This window comes from Olsenella phocaeensis (genome assembly GCF_900120385.1).
Taxonomy (GTDB): domain Bacteria; phylum Actinomycetota; class Coriobacteriia; order Coriobacteriales; family Atopobiaceae; genus Olsenella_I; species Olsenella_I phocaeensis.
Genome location: NZ_LT635524.1, coordinates 1 through 16834, shown reverse-complemented (window position 1 = coordinate 16834; position 16834 = coordinate 1). Strand labels below are relative to the sequence as shown.

Below are 16834 nucleotides of genomic sequence, written 5' to 3'. Positions count from 1 at the left end.
CTTCGGCCCCGCCATGACGCTGTGGTTCCTCTTTCTGGGAATCACCGGCCTGCTCAACATGGGCGCCGACTTCGGCGTGCTGCGCGCGCTCAACCCCCTACGCGGCATCACCTTCCTCTTTGACGGCAGCATCAACGCCGTGGGGCTCATGGTCCTGGGCAACGTCTTCCTCTGCACCACCGGCGCCGAGGCCCTCTACTCCGACATGGGGCACGTGGGCAAGCCCAACATCTACATGACCTGGCCCTTCGTGAAGGTCTGCCTCATCCTGAACTACCTGGGCCAGGGGGCCTGGATCCTCTCGCAGCGTGGCAACGAGCACCTGGCCAGCGTGACCGACCTCAACCCCTTCTTCCAGATGGTCCCCGAGGACTTCCGCGTCTTCGCCGTCATCCTCTCGACGCTGGCAGCCATCATCGCCTCGCAGGCGCTCATCACCGGCTCGTACTCCATCGTGTCGGAGGCCATCCGCCTGGACCTCATGCCCCACATGAAGATCAACTACCCCTCCGAGACCCGCGGCCAGATCTACATCCCGCTGGTCAACTCCATCATGTGGGTGGCCTGCATCTTCGTCGTGCTGCTCTTCCAGCGCTCGAGCCACATGGAGGCCGCCTACGGCCTGGCCATCACGGTGACCATGCTCATGACCACCATCCTGCTCTACACCTACCTCTCGCAGGTGAGGCGCCGGCGCGCCCTGGCCGTGGTCTTCCTGGTCTTCTTCGGCGCCATCGAGTTCATGTTCTTCTTCTCGAGCCTGACCAAGTTCTTCCACGGCGGCTACTTCACCGTGCTCATGGCGGCGGCGATCTTCGTGGTCATGTACGTGTGGAGGCGCGGCACGGCGGTCGAGCACACCCAGACCGTCTACCTGCCCGTGAACAAGTACATCGGCCAGCTGGACGCCCTGCGCAACGACGACGACTACCCCTACGTGGCCGACAACCTGATCTTCCTGACCAACGACTCCTCGACCGACAAGCTGGACCGCGACATCCTCTATTCCATCCTGGACAAGAGGCCCAAGCGCGCCAAGGCGTACTACTTCCTCAACGTGCAGGTCACCAACGAGCCCTACACCCACGAGTACATCGTGAACGACTTCGGCACCGACTTCGCCTTCAAGGTGCAGCTGCGCCTGGGCTTCAGGGTCAACCAGCGCATCAACACCTACCTCTACCAGATCGTGGCCGACCTCATGTCGTCGGGCCAGCTGCCGCCGCAGGACCACAAGTACTCGATCTACCGCGACCACAGCCAGGTGGGCGACTTCCGCTTCTGCCTGATCCGCAAGGTCCTCTCGCCCGAGTCCGACATCTCGGGCCTGAACGCCAACGTGATCGCCCTGAAGTACCTGATTCGCCGCATCTGCGGCTCTCCCGCACGCTGGTACGGCCTCGAGAACTCGAGCCTGATCTTCGAGCACGTCCCCCTGTTCGGCAAGTCCAAGCGCCAGCACAAGCTCACCCGCATCGCCGGCGTGAGCAGCACCGGCAGCATGCGACCCGTCACGGCCGAGGAGGCCGTCGAGGAGGAGGGCGACATCTTCACCGACACCATGAAGAGCCAGATCGCCATCGCCGCCGAGGAGGTCGAGCACGAGATCGTCGGTGGCGACACCGCGAGCTTCAGGCCCCTCGTAATCGACGACGAGGACGAGGAGGGCTCGGGGGACGCGGGCTACTTCGACGAGGAGGGCGAGGAGTAGGACCAGCCTTCACATGCGCGATTCAGTGACGAGAGGCACCGGGGACGCAGTCCGGTGCCTCTCGTCTTGTCGAAGACCCTTATGTCTGCCTCAGGGGTCCGGCTGCCATGCCAGGGCTACGATGCGAACTCGCAGCCGCACCAGTACTCCTGCCCGTGATAGATGGCAAAGTCGTCGAATCCCAGGAGCTCCGCCTTGGATGGGGTGCCGTTGCAGACGTCACGGAGCAGGGCTTTGAGGGAGTCTGCCTGCTCCCCCAGCGTAGAACGCCCCGCTATGACCCCGGAGGCATCGAAGTCGATGTTGTCCCTCATGCGCTGGAAGGTAAGTGCGTTCCCCGTCACCTTTATGACTGGCATGAGGGGGTTCCCTATCGGGGTGCCCCTGCCCGTGGAGAAGAGCATGACCTGCGCTCCCCCGGCAGACATGCCCGAGACGGACTCGATGTCGTAGCCCGGGGTGTCCATGAAGACGAAGCCACCCTTTGAGGGCACCTCTCCGTACCGGACCACCTGCGAGACGGGATGGGAGCCACCCTTGGAGATGCCTCCCAGCGACTTCTCCTCGAGCGTCGACAGGCCGCCGCGCATGTTTCCGGGCGAGGGGTTCGCACCACGCACGTCTATGTCATTGGCCAGGAAATCGTCCTCGAGACGCCCGACCATCCTCAGGATGTCGTCCGAGACCTCCTTGGTGGCAGCACGGCGCGAGAGGATGTGCTCGGCACCGATGAGCTCGGTCGTCTCGCCCATGAGGACGGTGCCGCCGCCATCGATGACCCAATCGCTCACGAGACCGATGGTGGGGTTTGCCGCCAGGCCGCTCGTGGCATCCGAGCCTCCGCAGTTCGTTCCCAGAACCAGCTTGTTCAGGGGCATCGGAACGCGCCGGGCCAGGGCGGACTGCGCCACCAGCTCGCGGGCGATGCGCACGCCCTCCTCGACGGCCTTCAGGGTGCCGCCGCAATCCTGGATGGTGATGGCGGCAACAGGCTTGTCGCTCATCCGCGAGACCTGCTCGGCGAGCTCCAGGGGCTTCGTGCTCTCGCAGCCCAATCCGACAAGCAGAGTTGCGAAGACGTTGGGGTTCTGGGTCAGGTTGGCAAGGCAGCGTCGCATGATCCTGATGCCGTTGCCCACCTGGCCGCACCCCTTGGTGTTCTCCACGCCAACGGCGCCTTCGACCTGCTGGGCGATGCGTCGTACCACATTGTTGGCGCAGCCCACGCTCGAGAGGACGAGCACGTGGTTCCGGATACCCATCTTGCCGCCGGGGCGGACGTATCCGCTAATCATGCTTCCTCGTCCTTATGCTCTCCAGGTTGTGCACGTGAACGTGGCCACCCGGAAGGATGTCCTCGGTCGCCCTGCCGATCGCCTCTCCGTACTTATGGACCACCTCGCCCGAACCGATGGGATGCAGGGCGATCTTGTGAAAGGCGTCGATCGAGTCCTGGCAGACGAGCTCGCACACGCGTCCACCAGCCTTGTCGGTCACCACGACGCGGTCGCCCATGGCGACGTCCGACAGCACGGTGGCGACATCGTCGTCGGCATGCAGGCAGAGGGCTTTGCAGGGCACGATTGACCTCCCTTGACGCGACAGAATCTGGTTGGCCGGCACGTCTCCGGATCAGGCCGGGAGGAGCCCCTCGAGGTACTCGGCAACGCCGGACTCGTCGTTGCCGAGGCGAGTGACGTCGTCCGCCTGAATCCTGACTCCCTCGTCGGCGTTGACCATGGCGACGCCGACTCCGGCCTCCCTGAGCATCGAGACGTCGTTCAGGGAGTCCCCGAACGCGATGGTCTCCTCCGCAGGTATGCCGAATCGGTCGCAAAGCCAGAGCAGGGCACTGCCCTTGCTCGCCCCGGCACTCGTGACCTCGATGTTCGCCCGCTGGGAGGTGTAGCAGGCCAGGTCCCCTCTTTCTTGTGAGAAGCCATAGACGGCGTCACGCATTCTCTCATCCGCAAAGAAGACCGTGAGTCGCTCGACGGGGTGTCCCTGGGCAACGAAGTCCACCAGCGTGGTGTCGATCTCGTTGCGGACGGAGCGGATGTATGCCACGTCGCCAGGCAGGAGCCCGAAGCCATCGAGCTTTCGCATCTCCCCCCGCTCGACATACGCCTCTCCCTCGCTGAAGAGGTCGATGTACGAAGCCGAGTGACCGACGAGGTCCAGGAGGCCGACGACCGCGTCCCGCGGGATCGTGCTGGCGCGAAGGTCCGTCTGCCCGCCGTGGGAAAGCTGGCAGACCGTGGCACCATCGGCCGTGATCGCGTAACGAGCGCCAGAGAGATCGATGACCTCCTGCGGAATGCCCACCACGGAACGGCCCGTGCTGGGAACGAAGCCAATGCCGCACCCGGCGAGCCTCTGCAGGGCCCTCCGGGTGCGGTCGCTCATCTGCTTCTCGCCGTCGAGAAGGGTCCCGTCCAAGTCACAGAAGACCATCTGCGGCATCCCGGTCATCGCATTCCCCTCTCGCCAGCCAAGCTCCTTGGCTATCGAACCTATGCCATCTGATGGACGGCCTCGTGAAGGCGACGACGGTCATCAGGGTCGTCGCTGTTGTAGTGCCTCGAGTTGACAATGTACTCCTCGATGGCGTCAAGGTTCTTGTCGCTCGACTCGATGCCCAGGTCCTCGAAGCTGAGCGGCATGTCCATGGCACGCATGAACTCCCGAAGCTCCTGCACCTGGTCCTGCTGGCCGTTGAAGTAGAGCTGGCAGAAGAGCCCGACGCCGACGATCTCGCCGTGGACGGCCTTCTGGCCCTCTTTGGTGAAGATGGTCCTCACGCCGTCGTAGATCACATGCGCGAGCTCGGACTGCTTGAAGCTCTTCGTCGTGTTGGCGATGACGCCCGTGATGGGAACGTTCATGAACGCCACGTCGTTGAGTGCCTTGGTGGCCTCGTGCCTGCGGTTGTCTTCGATGGCCGTGAGGGCGTTGTCCTTGAGGACCCTGTAGGTGTACTCGGCGATGCTGTAGGCGCTGAAGATGTCGACGGGGGTGTCTGCCAGGCTGAGGGCGGGCTTTCCGTTCAGCATCTCGATGCGCTTGGCCATGGCGTCGACGATGCCAGCCGCGGTAAATCGGATGGGACAGTTCGCGATGACGTCCATGTCCATCAGGCATGCGTCGATCTCGTGGTCGAAGCGCCAGCTGAGCTTCTTGCCGCCCTCTGCGGTGTACATGACGCTCATGCAGGTGAAGGGGGCACAGCTCGATGCCGCAGTGGGAATGTTCACCGTGCCCAGGCCCGCCGTCTCGCCGACTGCCTTGGCGAGGTCCATGATCCTGCCCCCGCCAACGCCGACGACCTCGTCGGCACCGTACTTCCTTGCCTTCTCGGCGAGCTCCTCGGCACCCTCGAAGGAGCACCATCCCCCGTAGACCTCCACCTGGGGCCTGAGCCCATCCGCCTCCATGCTGCGCATCAGGGCGTCTCCCATTGCCTCCCAGGAGTTGGGGCCGGCGACCACGAGGGGACGCCTCCCGAATCGGCCGATCTCTGGGCCGCACTCCGCCAGCAAGCCCCGTTCCTGGCGATACCTTCCTGCTCCGAATTTGATTGCGGTGTCCAGCTCTGTCGTGCTGCTTGCCATGTCACTCATCTCCATCCACACGGCGTGAATACTGCGAAAGCCCTCGTGTCCTTAGGAGCGAATCCCTGACACGCGTTCCGACGCCTCTCGCGCGATGCGCGTCACCTCGGAGAAGTCGCCGTCCGCGAACAGGGCGGGCTTCACCATCCACGTTCCCCCTGCCGCAATCACCGCAGGATTGGAGAGGTACTCGCCAAGGTTGTCCCGGCTCACTCCTCCCGTGGGCATGAACCTATGCCCGACAAAGACCGAAGCGAGTGCAGTGATCGCCTTTGCGCCTCCGAAAAGATTCGCCGGGAAGAACTTCGTCACGTCGATTCCCTGGTTCCTCAGCCAGGTGATCTCGGTTGGCGTGACGCCGGCGGGAATGACGTTCACGCGCTCGGAGAGGGCCCACTCGACGACATCGCGATCCGTGCCTGGAGAGACGAGGTACCTTGCACCCGCGTCGACGGCACGCTTTGCCTGCTCCAGGTCAAGGACGGTTCCCGCGCCAACCAGGACGCCCGGGCACTCGCGGGAAATCAGCGAGATGCACTCTGCCGCCGCGGCGGTCCTGAACGTCACCTCCGCCGCAGGAAGTCCACCCTCCTCGAGCGCACGTGCCAGGGGAACGGCATCAGCCGGATCGTCTAGCACCACGACAGGCACCACGCCACAGCGAGCAACGTCCTCATAGAAGCCGTTCTCCTTCATGAATGAAATACCAGTCATCTGCCCTCCTAGCTTTGTCTAGAAAGATTTTCTCTCCTGACTCCAGTATAGCGAATTCTTTTTCCTATTTTCTTTCTATTGTCGAATTTTTTTCATATAGAAGACGAAAAGGAGATGGCTGTCCCGACCAGAGGAGCAGTCAGGACAGCCACCAACGTTCAGTTCAATGGGGAAATCGCGTTAGCTTTTTGCATTGACAGGCGCTTCGCCCCGTACAAACCTCTCGACATCACCGACGCATTTCTCACCCATTCCGTACAGACACTCCCTGGTATACGCAGAAATATGTGTCGTAACCAGGACCTTTGGGTGGTTGAAGTAAGGGTCATCCGGTGCAGGCGGCTCATCATGCATGACATCAAGAGCGAGACCAGCTACGGTTCCGTTATCAAGCGCCCTCAACATCGCCTCCTGGTCTATGAGGTCTGCTCGCGCATTGTCAACGACATAGACGCCTCTCTTCATGAGCGACAAAGTACGCTCGTTGATAATGTGATGTGAGCTCTCATTGAGATCTGCGTTGAGCGAGAGGACATCACACTGGGAGATAACCTCGTCGAGACCACAGTACCTCACTCCGAGAACATCAGCCCACATCCCATGTTGAATAGGATCGTATGCGAGAACTCGCATGTCAAAGCCACGGCTCAGAATCTCGACCACACGAGAGCCTATATTGCCACAGCCAACAATACCAAGGGTCTTTCCACTCAAACCAGACCCAATAAAGCTTGCTCTGTCAGCCCACCGACCCGCATTCGCTGCAGCATGAGAGTCACTGACTCTTCGCATGACATCCAACAACGTCGCAACCGCACCTTCTGCGACCGCATCGCGCTCAACCCTCGGGGAGACAGTTGTCACCAAGGTCCCGGCCCTCTTTGCAGCAACAACATCCACGTTGTTGAACCCAATTCCATGCCTGCTCAGAAGGAGCAAGTCCGTTTTGTACTCGAAGAACTCGGCATCAAAAAACGGGGTAACGGATGAAATGACGACATTAAAGTCCCTGAGGACATTGGCGAGCTCACGTCCATGGGCATCCCCAGCAATGCGCACACGAGCCACCCTGCCAATTTTTTCCAGTCTCTCCAGGTGCTCCGGATAGTACTGACCAAAAGATGATGAATTAACGATTGCAATTTGATAGTCCATGAATCCCAATCTCTTTTCGTCTTTCAGCAAAGTAAGTCTGAAGAGCTAAATCTCAAATTTTTTGTTGCAGAACGCATTTCTAGCGTTATATATCGTTATCTTTCGTATGGTTTCCTCAGGCACGCCGCAATCAATCAATCTCGGAACGAATATTCCGAAGTTGTAGCCCAATCCCGGACCGCCCTCGTATGCCCTGAAATAGGATTTTCCACCGAGATCCGCACCCATCAGGAGCTGATCCTCAAAGCCCAGGTCAATCATGCTCTTATACAGACTAACAATCACAGCGTCTGTGTAGTACTTAACTCGTGCAGCGCCATCGTATGCCAGGAACACTCCACGCTCGGCTATCGCTCTGTGGTAGTAGAGGTCTGGATTGCGATCAATGTGGCCAAGGATGATGTTGTCCGGGCTAACCCCGTTTCTTGTTAGGATGTCAATCGCCTCAAGCGCCATGGTTCCCTTTTCAAGGTGAAGAGAAATCGGTGCGCCCGTCTCGCCTGAGGCAATCGCTGCCGCCTCAAGTTCCTTCTTTTCAATCGATGTGATGCTCTGAAGGCTACATGCCGCCTTGATGAGTCCAGCCTTGCCCTCTGAACGTTTCACGACTGGACCAGCATAGTCGTAGACGTCTATACCCCTCATCACATCATCAATCAGGAGTTGAGCAAGTGTATCTCGATCGTATTTCCACAAGAAGTGAGACTTGTCATAGAGCTCTGACTTGTGAAAGCCTGTCGTTGACAGGATGTTAACTCCTGACTCACGACTAAGGAATCTCAAGCTTTCAATTGATCTGCCGCTGCCGATGGGTGTCATTTCGACCAGCGTGTTTCCGTTCACCGCTTTGAATAGCTCAAGTTCCTCCAGTGCCTTGCGTTCGTCATGCATGTCGAAATCTGAGCCATTGCAGATTACCTCGATGCCACCAACACGAATGAGGTGGTCATGAGCGTCTGTCATCCCGATGTCATCAACCGGCACTTTTCCGAGAACTGTCTGGACATATCTCATGACCAACCTCCATTCAGGCATAACACCGACAAGACTGAAATTAGATGAGGCCACCAATGAACTTAAATACCAGCAGAAGAGGCAGCCAGAGGACTGCGTAGTCAATGTTGCTGAACATGAGACCAGACCCGAAGAGAGAACCCATCATTGGGTATAGCGGGATGATAGCAAGGTGAGCAATGAGGCTGGAAACGAAGCCGCCCAGGAGTGCGCCCTTCCAACCACCGTACTTGTTACCAAACACACCGACTGTGCATCCGTCGAAGAAAAGGATGATGGGACTTGGGAAGACAACGACCGCGGAGCCGAGCACAGCCGTAAGCACGCACACAAGAATGCCAGCAGGAATAGATCCAAGGAAACCGAACATTGCACCAGAGGGGCTGTAAGGGTACAGGACGGGACAATCGAGTGCGGGAACTGAATTAGGAATGAGCTTCTCAGAAATGCCCTTGAAGGCGGGTATGATCGAGTTCAGGAACATGCGCACTCCGTAGAGCATCACCGCAACCCCGGCCGCGAACTGTAGACCTTGCATCAGCAGGAAGATAATCCAGTTCTGGGTGCCTGCAAGGGTCATAACCTGGTCCTCGCCAACCACTACACCGATGATCACGAAAAGAATGGGCATAATGAGGGAAAGCGCCAGTGTAACGTCCTGGAAAAGATAAAGACCGCCGGGAAGAACGATGTTGTCTGCGTCTTCCTCCTCGGCATGGTTCTTGAAGAGTTTGCCGCAAAGAGCGCCTATCAGGGTGCCAAACTGCTGAGCGTGGCCCAGAGTAAAGTCCTCGCCAAAATACTTCTTACCAAGGGCACGTGGAATTGCTGGAGTAAAGGTCCAGTAGAGCGCCGCGAGGACAGAGGAAACAACAATTAGGGGAATGCCCTCGAGACCCAACGTGGAGTTCACTGTAAGTGTCAGAAAGATAGCAAGATAAAGCATCATGTGCGCGGTAAGGTACACGTTCTTCATGCCTTTGTTTGGGATGAGGTATACGAGGACCAGATGAATCAAGAAGCCGAAGACAAAGATGGTCACGGCAGTCTCAGCCACTGATGTCATGGCGACTCCGAAAGCGGCCTCGTTCATAGGCATGACACCGCTAACGCCGACAACATTGTTGAGGAGCTGCATGACCGGGGTAATGGTTCCAGAAATGAGATTGGCACCAGCGCTAAGGATAAGCATGCCGACGACAGTCTTGATGACGGCATCAAAGATTTCGGACCCTTTGGATTTCTGGAGAAGCATACCCACAAGAGTGATGAGACCGAGGAAAATAGGTGCTTGGTCGAGAATTTGGAAGATAATAAAGTTCCCAATATTGCTAAGCAATTCCATGACTACCCCTTTGTTTGAGTCAGCTCAGACAAGAACGTGCTACTCACTAACTGAGGAGAAGTACTCATCTAACTTCGAGTTGATTTCGTCCTTCTTGATGAGGTTCGTAACGAGAATGACAGTGGACTGCTCGCTCACAGAGCTGGGAATGTGGTTTGCCATGCTCTTAGTGGTCAGGATGATGTCGCTCGTAATGCCCTTGACACTACCAATGTCAGCGACAGTCACATTCGCATCAATTCCATGACTCTTGACGTAATCCATGATTGCCATACGCGCAAGACTGCTTGTACCAAGTCCCATGCCGCAAAGAGCGGTGATGCTATATCTCTTTTTCATAAATCTCTCCTTTGCTCAGATGTGCACTCGCGGTCTCGATACCTCCTTACTAATACCTTGAGATCAATTCAATAACCTCTTCGGCATCACTAGCGTTCTTTATTTTCTTAACCGCTTCATCATCAGCGAGGAGGTTCGCGAAGCGCTGTAGAAGCTCAATGTGCGACTCGGAATCCAGCGCGCATAGACAAGCAACAAGCCACACGGGGTCGTTTTCCAGGTTCCCGAAGTTAACTGGGCTATTCAGTGTCACCAGGCTAAGACCGACTGCCTTTGCACCACTCTCGGGACGAGCATGAGGGATTGCAATACCAGGAGCGACAACCATGTACGGCCCTAGGTCAGCAACAGCATCAATCATGGCCGTGACAAAAGTTTTTTCTGCCTTGCCATTTGCAACAAGTAGATCACCACCAATCTGAATCGCTTGGCGATAGTCCTGAGCGTCAACGTTCAAGCTGATGCAATCTTTGTTTAGCCAGTTCTCAAGCATGTGTCTGCTCCTTTTTTGGTGGAGGAGGCTCGTTTCTAGTCCAGCTCCTCCCACCTGTGGTGGAAGGAGAGATCGTGAGGCTGGTCGTCACGGTGATAGGTGTGGGCGCCGAACCAGTCCCTCTGCGCCTGGCAGAGGTTCGCAGAGAGAAACTCACTCGTATAGCCATCGAAGTACATAAGGGAGTTGGCAAGGGTCGGGACATAGACGCCGGCCTCGATGGCCTTGACGACCACACGTCGCCAACCAGGCACGGCAGCCTTTATCTCGTCGCGAAACTCGTCGGTGAGCATGAGGTTCTGAACCTTGCCGTCACTCTGGTCATATGCCGCCTTGATGCGGCCGAGGAACTTCGCGCGAATGATGCAGCCCTCGCGCCAGAGCAGTGCGATGTCACCGAGCTTGAGGTTCCAGTCATGCTCGCGGGATGCCTTTTCCAGAAGCTGGAACCCCTGCGCGTAGGACATGATCTTGCTCGCGTACACCGCCTGCTCGAGGTCGGCGAGCAGCGCATCCCTGTCCTCGACGCTCACGCTCGGCTTGTCGGTGAACACCTTTGAGGCGATGACGCGCTCGTCCTTCACGGCCGAGAGGTTACGTGCGAATACGGCCTCCGCCATGGTGGGAATCGCCATGTGCATCTCGAGGCCCTCGATTGCCGTCCACATGCCCGTGCCCTTCTGGGCGGCTTCGTCCAAGATGTGGTCAATGAGGTCGTCACCCGTATCAGGGTCCTTCTCGCGAAGGATCTTGTAGGTTATCTCTATCAGGAAGGAATCCAAGCGGCCGTTGTTCCAGCTCTCGAAGGTGTCTGCCATCTCGGCGTTGCTCATGCCGAGCACGTTCTTCATGATGAAGTAGGCCTCGTCGATGATCTGGATGTCACCGTACTCGATGCCGTTGTGCACCATCTTGACGTACTGGCCGGAGCCCTCCGGACCGATGTAGTCGCAGCAGGGGCTGCCGTCCTCGGTATGGGCCGAAATGTCGGTCAGCAGCTTGCCAAGGTAGTTGTCATAGAGATTCTTGTCACCGCTGGGCATGATGGACGGACCGACGAGAGCGCCCTTCTCGCCTCCGGATACACCCATGCCAAAGAAGCTGATTCCCTTCTTTGCATAGTCCGCCATGCGGCGACTCGTGTCCTTGTAATAGGAGTTCCCGGCGTCGACGACGATGTCGCCCTCGCTGAGGAAGGGAAGGAGGCTGTCGGTGACCGCATCGACCACGGGACCGGCCTTCACCATGAGGATGACCTTGCGGGGAGCCTCAAGCGAGTCCACGAAGTCCTTGAGCTCGTATGTTGCGGTGACCTTGTCCTTCTGGGCCTTCACGCGACTCTCCATGAAGTCCTTGGTCGCCTCGCCGTGACGGTTGTAGACCGAGACGGTATAGCCATGATTGGCGATGTTGAGGGCAAGACTCTGGCCCATCACTCCCATTCCGACGACTCCCACGTAACTGCCCATGGCGCTCCCCTTTCAAAGAGATCCTTCTGGACAACGCAAACCACACATGAACTCCTGAGACTCGTCATATTCTAGACTAGTTTTTTCCAATTTAGTATTTGGTGTCGAAATTTTTTTGTTTTTTGTCGCGATTTGCGGTGGCAGGTCATTCAGGCGATAATATTGCAGGTATATTTTATAATTGCTTTTATTAAAAGCGACGTTCTACTCTTGAGATTGGACGAGCGCAATGAGCGCAACCCCTGCCGTGCTGCTCAGAATCAAGTCCTCTTCTTCGACCTTCACGCCGAAGGAGCAGAAAATTGCTCAGTTCATCCTTGCCAATCCCGTCGAGGCCTCCCGAATGACGATCAGCGAGATGGCCTCGAAGCTCCGACTTGCGGACTCGACCATCTTCAAGTTCGCGAAGCGGTTAGGCTACCAGGGATTCAGGGAATTCCGTGACGACCTTCTCGCAGATGCCTACGACCCGCAGACGTCCATCCACGAGAACATTTGCCCGGACGACGACATCCCGACCGTAACTCAGCACGTGTTCCAGTCAAGCATCAAGTCTCTCGAAGACACGTTGCGCCTGCAGGACCCCGAAGCGATATCGAACGCCGTCGACATACTCCTGGGGTCGACGCGAGTGTCATTCCACGGCTGTGGAGAGTCGAACGCAGTCGCCTACGACTCATACCAGAAGTTCCTTCGCTCTCCCCTGCGCTCCCAGTTCGCCCAAGACTACCACCTGCAGCTCATGCAGGCATCCGTCATGGGGCCGGAAGACTGCGCCATCATCATCAGCCACACCGGGCTCACCAAGGAGATGATCCACCTCTCCGCCATAGCAAAGGATGCGGGCGCGCGCACCATCGTCATCACGAGCTACCCCTCGAGCAAGCTGTTGGAGAATGCGGACGTGGCCCTCGTCTCCATCTCGGACGAGACGGGCTATCGCTCCGAGTCGCTCTCCAGCCGCATCTCCCAGCTCGTCCTCATCGACACGCTCTACACGGCAGTGATGTTCAGGATGCCCCAGGTATCAGAGACCCTGCACAAGATGCGCCGGGCGATTGCGACCACGAAGGCAGACTACTCGGGCCAGATGGACCCCCTCTAGGAGCGAGCCTAGCCCCTCCTGCCTATGGGGACGTAGGATGAGCCCCCCATGACCGAACGGTAGGCGGGACGTATGATGCGCGCGGCGCCATAGAGCTCCTCCATGCGATGGGCCGCCCAACCGGCGCAGCGGGCCATGGCGAAGATGGGCGTGTAGAGGTCCTTGGGGATGCCTAGCATGGAGTACACGAAGCCGGTGTAGAGGTCGATGTTGGTGCTGATGGGCTTGGTGATGCCGCGCACCTCGCGCATGAGCTCGGGGCCAAGCCTCTCCACGCGGCCAATGAGCTCGAGCTTGTCCAGCTCCCCCTTCTCCTCCGCAAGCTTCCTCGCCTGCTCGCGCACGACCTCGGCGCGCGGGTCGCTCACGGTGTATACGGCATGCCCCAGGCCGTATATGAGGCCGGTCCCGTCGAAGGCCTCGCGCCCCAGGATGCGCGTGAGGTAGTCCGCCACCTGCGTGTCGCTCGACCAGTCGCCCACGTGAGCGGCTATGTCCTCGATCATCTCCCCTGCCTTGTAGTTGGCTCCCCCATGCTTGGGGCCCTTGAGGGAGCCCAGCGCGGCGGCGTAGGCGCTGTAGGCGTCCGTGCCCGAAGAGCTCAGCACGCGGCAGGTGAAGCTCGAGTTGTTGCCGCCGCCATGCTCCGCGTGCAGCATGAGCATGGCGTCGAGGAGCATGGCCTCGCTCCTGCTGAAGCCCTCGTCCCCCCGCAGCACGTCCAGGATGGTCTCGGCCATGGAGTAGCCCTCTCGGGCGGGAGGCACGCGCAGGCGCACCCCCTCGTTCGAGGCGACGTAGGCCTGGTGCGCAACGCTCGCCACGCGGGGCCAGCGGCCCAGAAGCGAGAGCGCCACGTCTATCTCGTGCTCGGGCGAGGTGTCGTCCGGGTTGCGGTCGAAGGCGTAGAGCAGGAGGGTCGCGCGCTGCAGCACGTTCATGATGGAGTGGCTGTAGGTGACGCGCGGGAAGATGTCCAGGTAGCCCTCGGGCAGCTGTCGGCGGGAGTCGATGCGCGCACGGAAGTCGTCGAGCTCCGCCTGGGTGGGCAGGGCACCGGAGAGGAGGAGGTAGGCCACCTCCTCGTAGCCGAAGCGGTCGTCGGCGTGGCTTCCCTCCACAAGGTCCGAGATGGAGTAGCCACGGTACCTGAGGTCCCCGCGGTCGGGGACGAGGCGCCCGTCCACCTTGTTATAGCCGTGCACGTTCGAGATGGTGGTGAGGCCCACAAGCACCCCGGAGCCGTCGGCGTTGCGCAGGCCGCGCTTCACGTCGTAGCGCTCGTAGAGCTCGTCCGGGAGCCTGTCCGCACGCTGCATGCCTTCGTAGAGGCCATCGGACGCGGCGGGACGTCCCAGCCCCTCGGAGGGCATGGGGTAGGCGTCGGCTATGTGGCTCAGGGCGGAGGTGTCCTTCGAGGTGAGGAAGCTCCTAGCCCGATGCGTCAGGGGGCTCTTGGGCATGTCTCTTTCCACGCTCCTCTCGTCTGCCGCCATTGCGCGCGGGAGCGCCGCCGCGGCTGGCCGCGCTAGAGGCGGTACATGAAGTTGAAGACTTCCTCGCGCTGCATGTTGGTCTGCACGCCCAGCTCGCCCGAGAGGCCGCTCAGCTCGTCCTGGAGCGCGGAGAAGTCGACCTTGGAGTCGGCCAGGTCGACCAGCATGGTCATGGTGAAGGTACCCTGCAGGATCGTCTGGGAGATGTCCAGGATGTTTGCGCCGTGATGCGCGAGCGCCGCCGTGACCGCGGCCACGATGCCCGGGCGGTCGCTGCCCAGGACGGTGATGATGGCACGGGACTTGGAGGCTTCGTCTGCTACCGCCATGTGGCGTTTCTCCCCTCAAAGAGCGCGTGGGCACCGCATCGGCGCCCACGCTGGTTCTGCGTCGTACCATTGTATGGCAGTCCCGCCCCCGTCCCGGCCGGACGGGCCAAGCGGGAGCACAAGCGTAACCTAGGCCGTGGCGGCCTCCTCGCGCTGGGCGAAGAGCTGCTGCACGTCCTCCTTGGTGGAGTCCAGGGCCACGGCAAGCTCCTGCAGGGAGCGCTCGCGCGCCTGCTTGAGGATGCGCTCGTACGCCACGGGCGGCTTCTTGTTGTTGGCCCTGACCTGCGCGATGCGGCGGCGGAAGGTCTTCGCCACGCGCACGGAGTCACGGCAGCTGCCACGGCGGATCTTGTTCTTGAAGTGCTCCTCCATGGCGTTGTTGTTGGGACCGAGCTCCACGACGTCCAGGCTCGGGTACTCGCCGATGAGGGTCATCGCCTCGTCGTGGGTGAGGACGGGGCGAAGGCGCGACTCGCTCGCGATGGGGAAGCTGATGCGCATGGGGTGCCTCGCGTCCACGGGCATGAGCTGATAGCTGGGCTGAGGGTCATCGACCACCTCATCCACCCTGCAGACGCCCTGGCCCGGATGAACGATGTACTCCCCGACCTCATACATGCAGACAGCACCCCTTCCGTGTTCGACTTCTTCGAGTCTATCACGGAAGGGGAGAAAATCTCAAATTTTGCTCTGTTTACTCTTGCACTCAGGTAAGGGTAGCCGTATCTTTATTCGTTTCCTTCTCGGCGATAGCCTAACTTGCCTGAACGGCGGCAGCCTCGGACTCCAGGCAGGAGAGGACCCAGGCGACAAGCCTGTCCTGCGGGTCTCCCGAGGCCTCGGCGAGCTCGTAGCCCCTCCCCCACACCGGGGTGAAGGCGACGTCCCTGACGCCGTCGTAGGCCGAGAGGGCGCGCGCGAGGTTGAGCTCCCCACAGAGCGCGGACTCGGTCTGGAAGAGCCCCGTGTTGATGCGCCAGTGTGGGGCGACCTTAGCCTGGCCGAAGCCCTCGTAGCTGCCACAGATGTGGTACAGCGGGTTCATGGACTGGACTCGGTCGGCCATGCTCACGCCCAAGGCGTCCTTCTTCACGACGTCCGCGCTCCAGGAGCTCACGTAGCTGCCGTCCCAGCCCTCGAAGGTCGCGTAGCTCACCTGGTTATTGGCCAGGAGGTCCGACACCGTGCGGTCGAAGTGGAGGGTGGACTCGGCGTCGATGCCAAAGAGCTGGTTCGCCATGGTAGAGCGGTCCAGCGCGTCGAAGGCGCAGACCTCCTTCTGTGCCGGGCGGCACTTCGCGACGAAGTCCCAAAGCTCCGTGATGCGCGCGGTCTGGCGCGAGCTGCTGTAGGTGATCCAACGCGAGTCCGAGTTGAGGGCAGAGAGGTAGCTACCCAGAGACTCATAGACCGTGGACTGCACCTGGGAGACGCCGGTGGCCGACGCGGTGGTAGACGCGGATCCGGCCGAAGACGACTCCGCCCCCGTACCATCTCCGCCCGTCCCGGACGTGCCCGCACCAGAGGTCGTGGGCGTGGAGCCGGCGGAGCTCAGGGCGTCGATCTCGTCCGCACCCGAGGCGGCGAGGTTGGGGTCGCCCGGGAAGCAGGAGTCGGACATGCGGGCAGGCGTGTAGGTGTAGGGGAACTCAGTGCTGGAGAGGAAGCTGCTCGCACCGTCCTCGATGCAACCTAGCAGCTGGTCGTAGTACTCGCCCGCAAGGTAGCTCCCGTCCGAGGTCTCCTCGAGCCCGAGGGCGTTGCCCTCGCCGTCCGTCAGACCGAGCTGGTTCACATAGTCACCGTAGGAGTCGGCGAGGTCGTGCGAGAGCTGGGCGGTCCAGCTGCCCTCCTTGCGCGTCCCCGTGGTGGAGAACTGGCCCATCATCCATTCGTACGCCCCGTCAGCGGTGTCGAAGGAGGTGACGGGACACCAGGAGGCGGAGCCGCAGATGGCGTCGGACACCGCGTTGCCCTCGTGGTCGTGCGTCACGGCGCCGATGGCCTCCAGGTACTTCTGGTAGAGCGCGGAGTCCCCGCCCGCACCGAG

At 60.0% G+C, this 16834-nt stretch carries 17 protein-coding genes; 2 read left to right on the top strand and 15 right to left on the bottom strand.

Going from position 1 to position 16834, the window contains the following annotated elements; translation table 11 throughout:
• Positions 1-1711, top strand: a 1711-nt coding sequence (locus tag BQ7388_RS11085) for a KUP/HAK/KT family potassium transporter (RefSeq protein WP_072500687.1), incomplete at its 5' end; no start/stop codon positions are given.
• A 116-nt stretch (positions 1712-1827) separates the two neighbouring features.
• Here the strand turns inward: BQ7388_RS11085 and BQ7388_RS11080 are convergent.
• From BQ7388_RS11080 to gndA, 11 genes are all read right to left on the bottom strand, one after another.
• A complete protein-coding gene (locus tag BQ7388_RS11080) occupies positions 1828-3006 on the bottom strand; it encodes a UxaA family hydrolase (RefSeq protein ID WP_062529822.1) in 1179 nt (392 codons plus the stop codon).
• On the bottom strand, positions 2999-3292 hold the full coding sequence (locus BQ7388_RS11075; protein WP_072500685.1) for a UxaA family hydrolase: 294 nt from the start codon (positions 3290-3292) through the stop codon (positions 2999-3001). Before BQ7388_RS11075 ends, BQ7388_RS11080 begins: the two co-directional genes overlap by 8 nt.
• A gap of 51 nt (positions 3293-3343) precedes the next feature.
• Positions 3344-4183, bottom strand: coding sequence for an HAD family hydrolase (locus BQ7388_RS11070; protein ID WP_062529820.1), 840 nt, complete (start codon positions 4181-4183; stop codon positions 3344-3346).
• Positions 4184-4224: 41 nt separating this feature from the next.
• A complete protein-coding gene (locus BQ7388_RS11065; protein ID WP_009279646.1) occupies positions 4225-5322 on the bottom strand; it encodes an iron-containing alcohol dehydrogenase family protein in 1098 nt (365 codons plus the stop codon).
• 51 nt (positions 5323-5373) lie between these two features.
• Complete coding sequence (locus BQ7388_RS11060; protein ID WP_197414916.1) at positions 5374-6036, bottom strand: bifunctional 4-hydroxy-2-oxoglutarate aldolase/2-dehydro-3-deoxy-phosphogluconate aldolase; 663 nt, start codon at positions 6034-6036, stop codon at positions 5374-5376.
• Positions 6037-6216: 180 nt separating this feature from the next.
• A complete protein-coding gene (locus tag BQ7388_RS11055; RefSeq protein WP_072500684.1) occupies positions 6217-7191 on the bottom strand; it encodes a D-isomer specific 2-hydroxyacid dehydrogenase family protein in 975 nt (324 codons plus the stop codon).
• A 45-nt stretch (positions 7192-7236) separates the two neighbouring features.
• Positions 7237-8205, bottom strand: a complete 969-nt coding sequence (locus BQ7388_RS11050; RefSeq protein ID WP_062529814.1) for a phosphotriesterase family protein — start codon at positions 8203-8205, stop codon at positions 7237-7239.
• A 40-nt stretch (positions 8206-8245) separates the two neighbouring features.
• On the bottom strand, positions 8246-9550 hold the full coding sequence (locus BQ7388_RS11045; protein WP_062529812.1) for a PTS ascorbate transporter subunit IIC: 1305 nt from the start codon (positions 9548-9550) through the stop codon (positions 8246-8248).
• 39 nt (positions 9551-9589) lie between these two features.
• The gene (locus BQ7388_RS11040) at positions 9590-9889 is read right to left on the bottom strand and encodes a PTS sugar transporter subunit IIB (RefSeq protein ID WP_062529810.1); all 300 of its coding nucleotides are present in this window, start codon (positions 9887-9889) and stop codon (positions 9590-9592) included.
• A 49-nt stretch (positions 9890-9938) separates the two neighbouring features.
• Positions 9939-10382 (bottom strand): PTS sugar transporter subunit IIA, encoded by a 444-nt coding sequence (locus tag BQ7388_RS11035; protein WP_072500683.1) that lies wholly within the window; start codon positions 10380-10382, stop codon positions 9939-9941.
• Between the two features lie 35 nt (positions 10383-10417).
• Positions 10418-11851: an NADP-dependent phosphogluconate dehydrogenase gene (gene gndA / locus BQ7388_RS11030; protein WP_072500682.1), complete on the bottom strand. Its 1434-nt coding sequence runs from the start codon at positions 11849-11851 to the stop codon at positions 10418-10420.
• A gap of 229 nt (positions 11852-12080) precedes the next feature.
• On the opposite strand from gndA, the gene BQ7388_RS11025 reads away from it, so the two are divergent.
• Positions 12081-12956 (top strand): MurR/RpiR family transcriptional regulator, encoded by an 876-nt coding sequence (locus tag BQ7388_RS11025; protein WP_072500681.1) that lies wholly within the window; start codon positions 12081-12083, stop codon positions 12954-12956.
• Between the two features lie 8 nt (positions 12957-12964).
• Here the strand turns inward: BQ7388_RS11025 and BQ7388_RS11020 are convergent, their stop codons facing one another.
• The 4 genes from BQ7388_RS11020 to BQ7388_RS11005 all read right to left on the bottom strand — a co-directional run.
• A complete protein-coding gene (locus BQ7388_RS11020) occupies positions 12965-14419 on the bottom strand; it encodes a citrate/2-methylcitrate synthase (RefSeq protein ID WP_083558395.1) in 1455 nt (484 codons plus the stop codon).
• Positions 14420-14484: 65 nt separating this feature from the next.
• Positions 14485-14781, bottom strand: coding sequence for an ACT domain-containing protein (locus BQ7388_RS11015; protein ID WP_009279658.1), 297 nt, complete (start codon positions 14779-14781; stop codon positions 14485-14487).
• A 129-nt stretch (positions 14782-14910) separates the two neighbouring features.
• Positions 14911-15402, bottom strand: a complete 492-nt coding sequence (locus tag BQ7388_RS11010; protein WP_072500680.1) for a CarD family transcriptional regulator — start codon at positions 15400-15402, stop codon at positions 14911-14913.
• 136 nt (positions 15403-15538) lie between these two features.
• The coding region (locus tag BQ7388_RS11005; RefSeq protein WP_072500679.1) for a tannase at positions 15539-16834 on the bottom strand (1296 nt) is incomplete at its 5' end.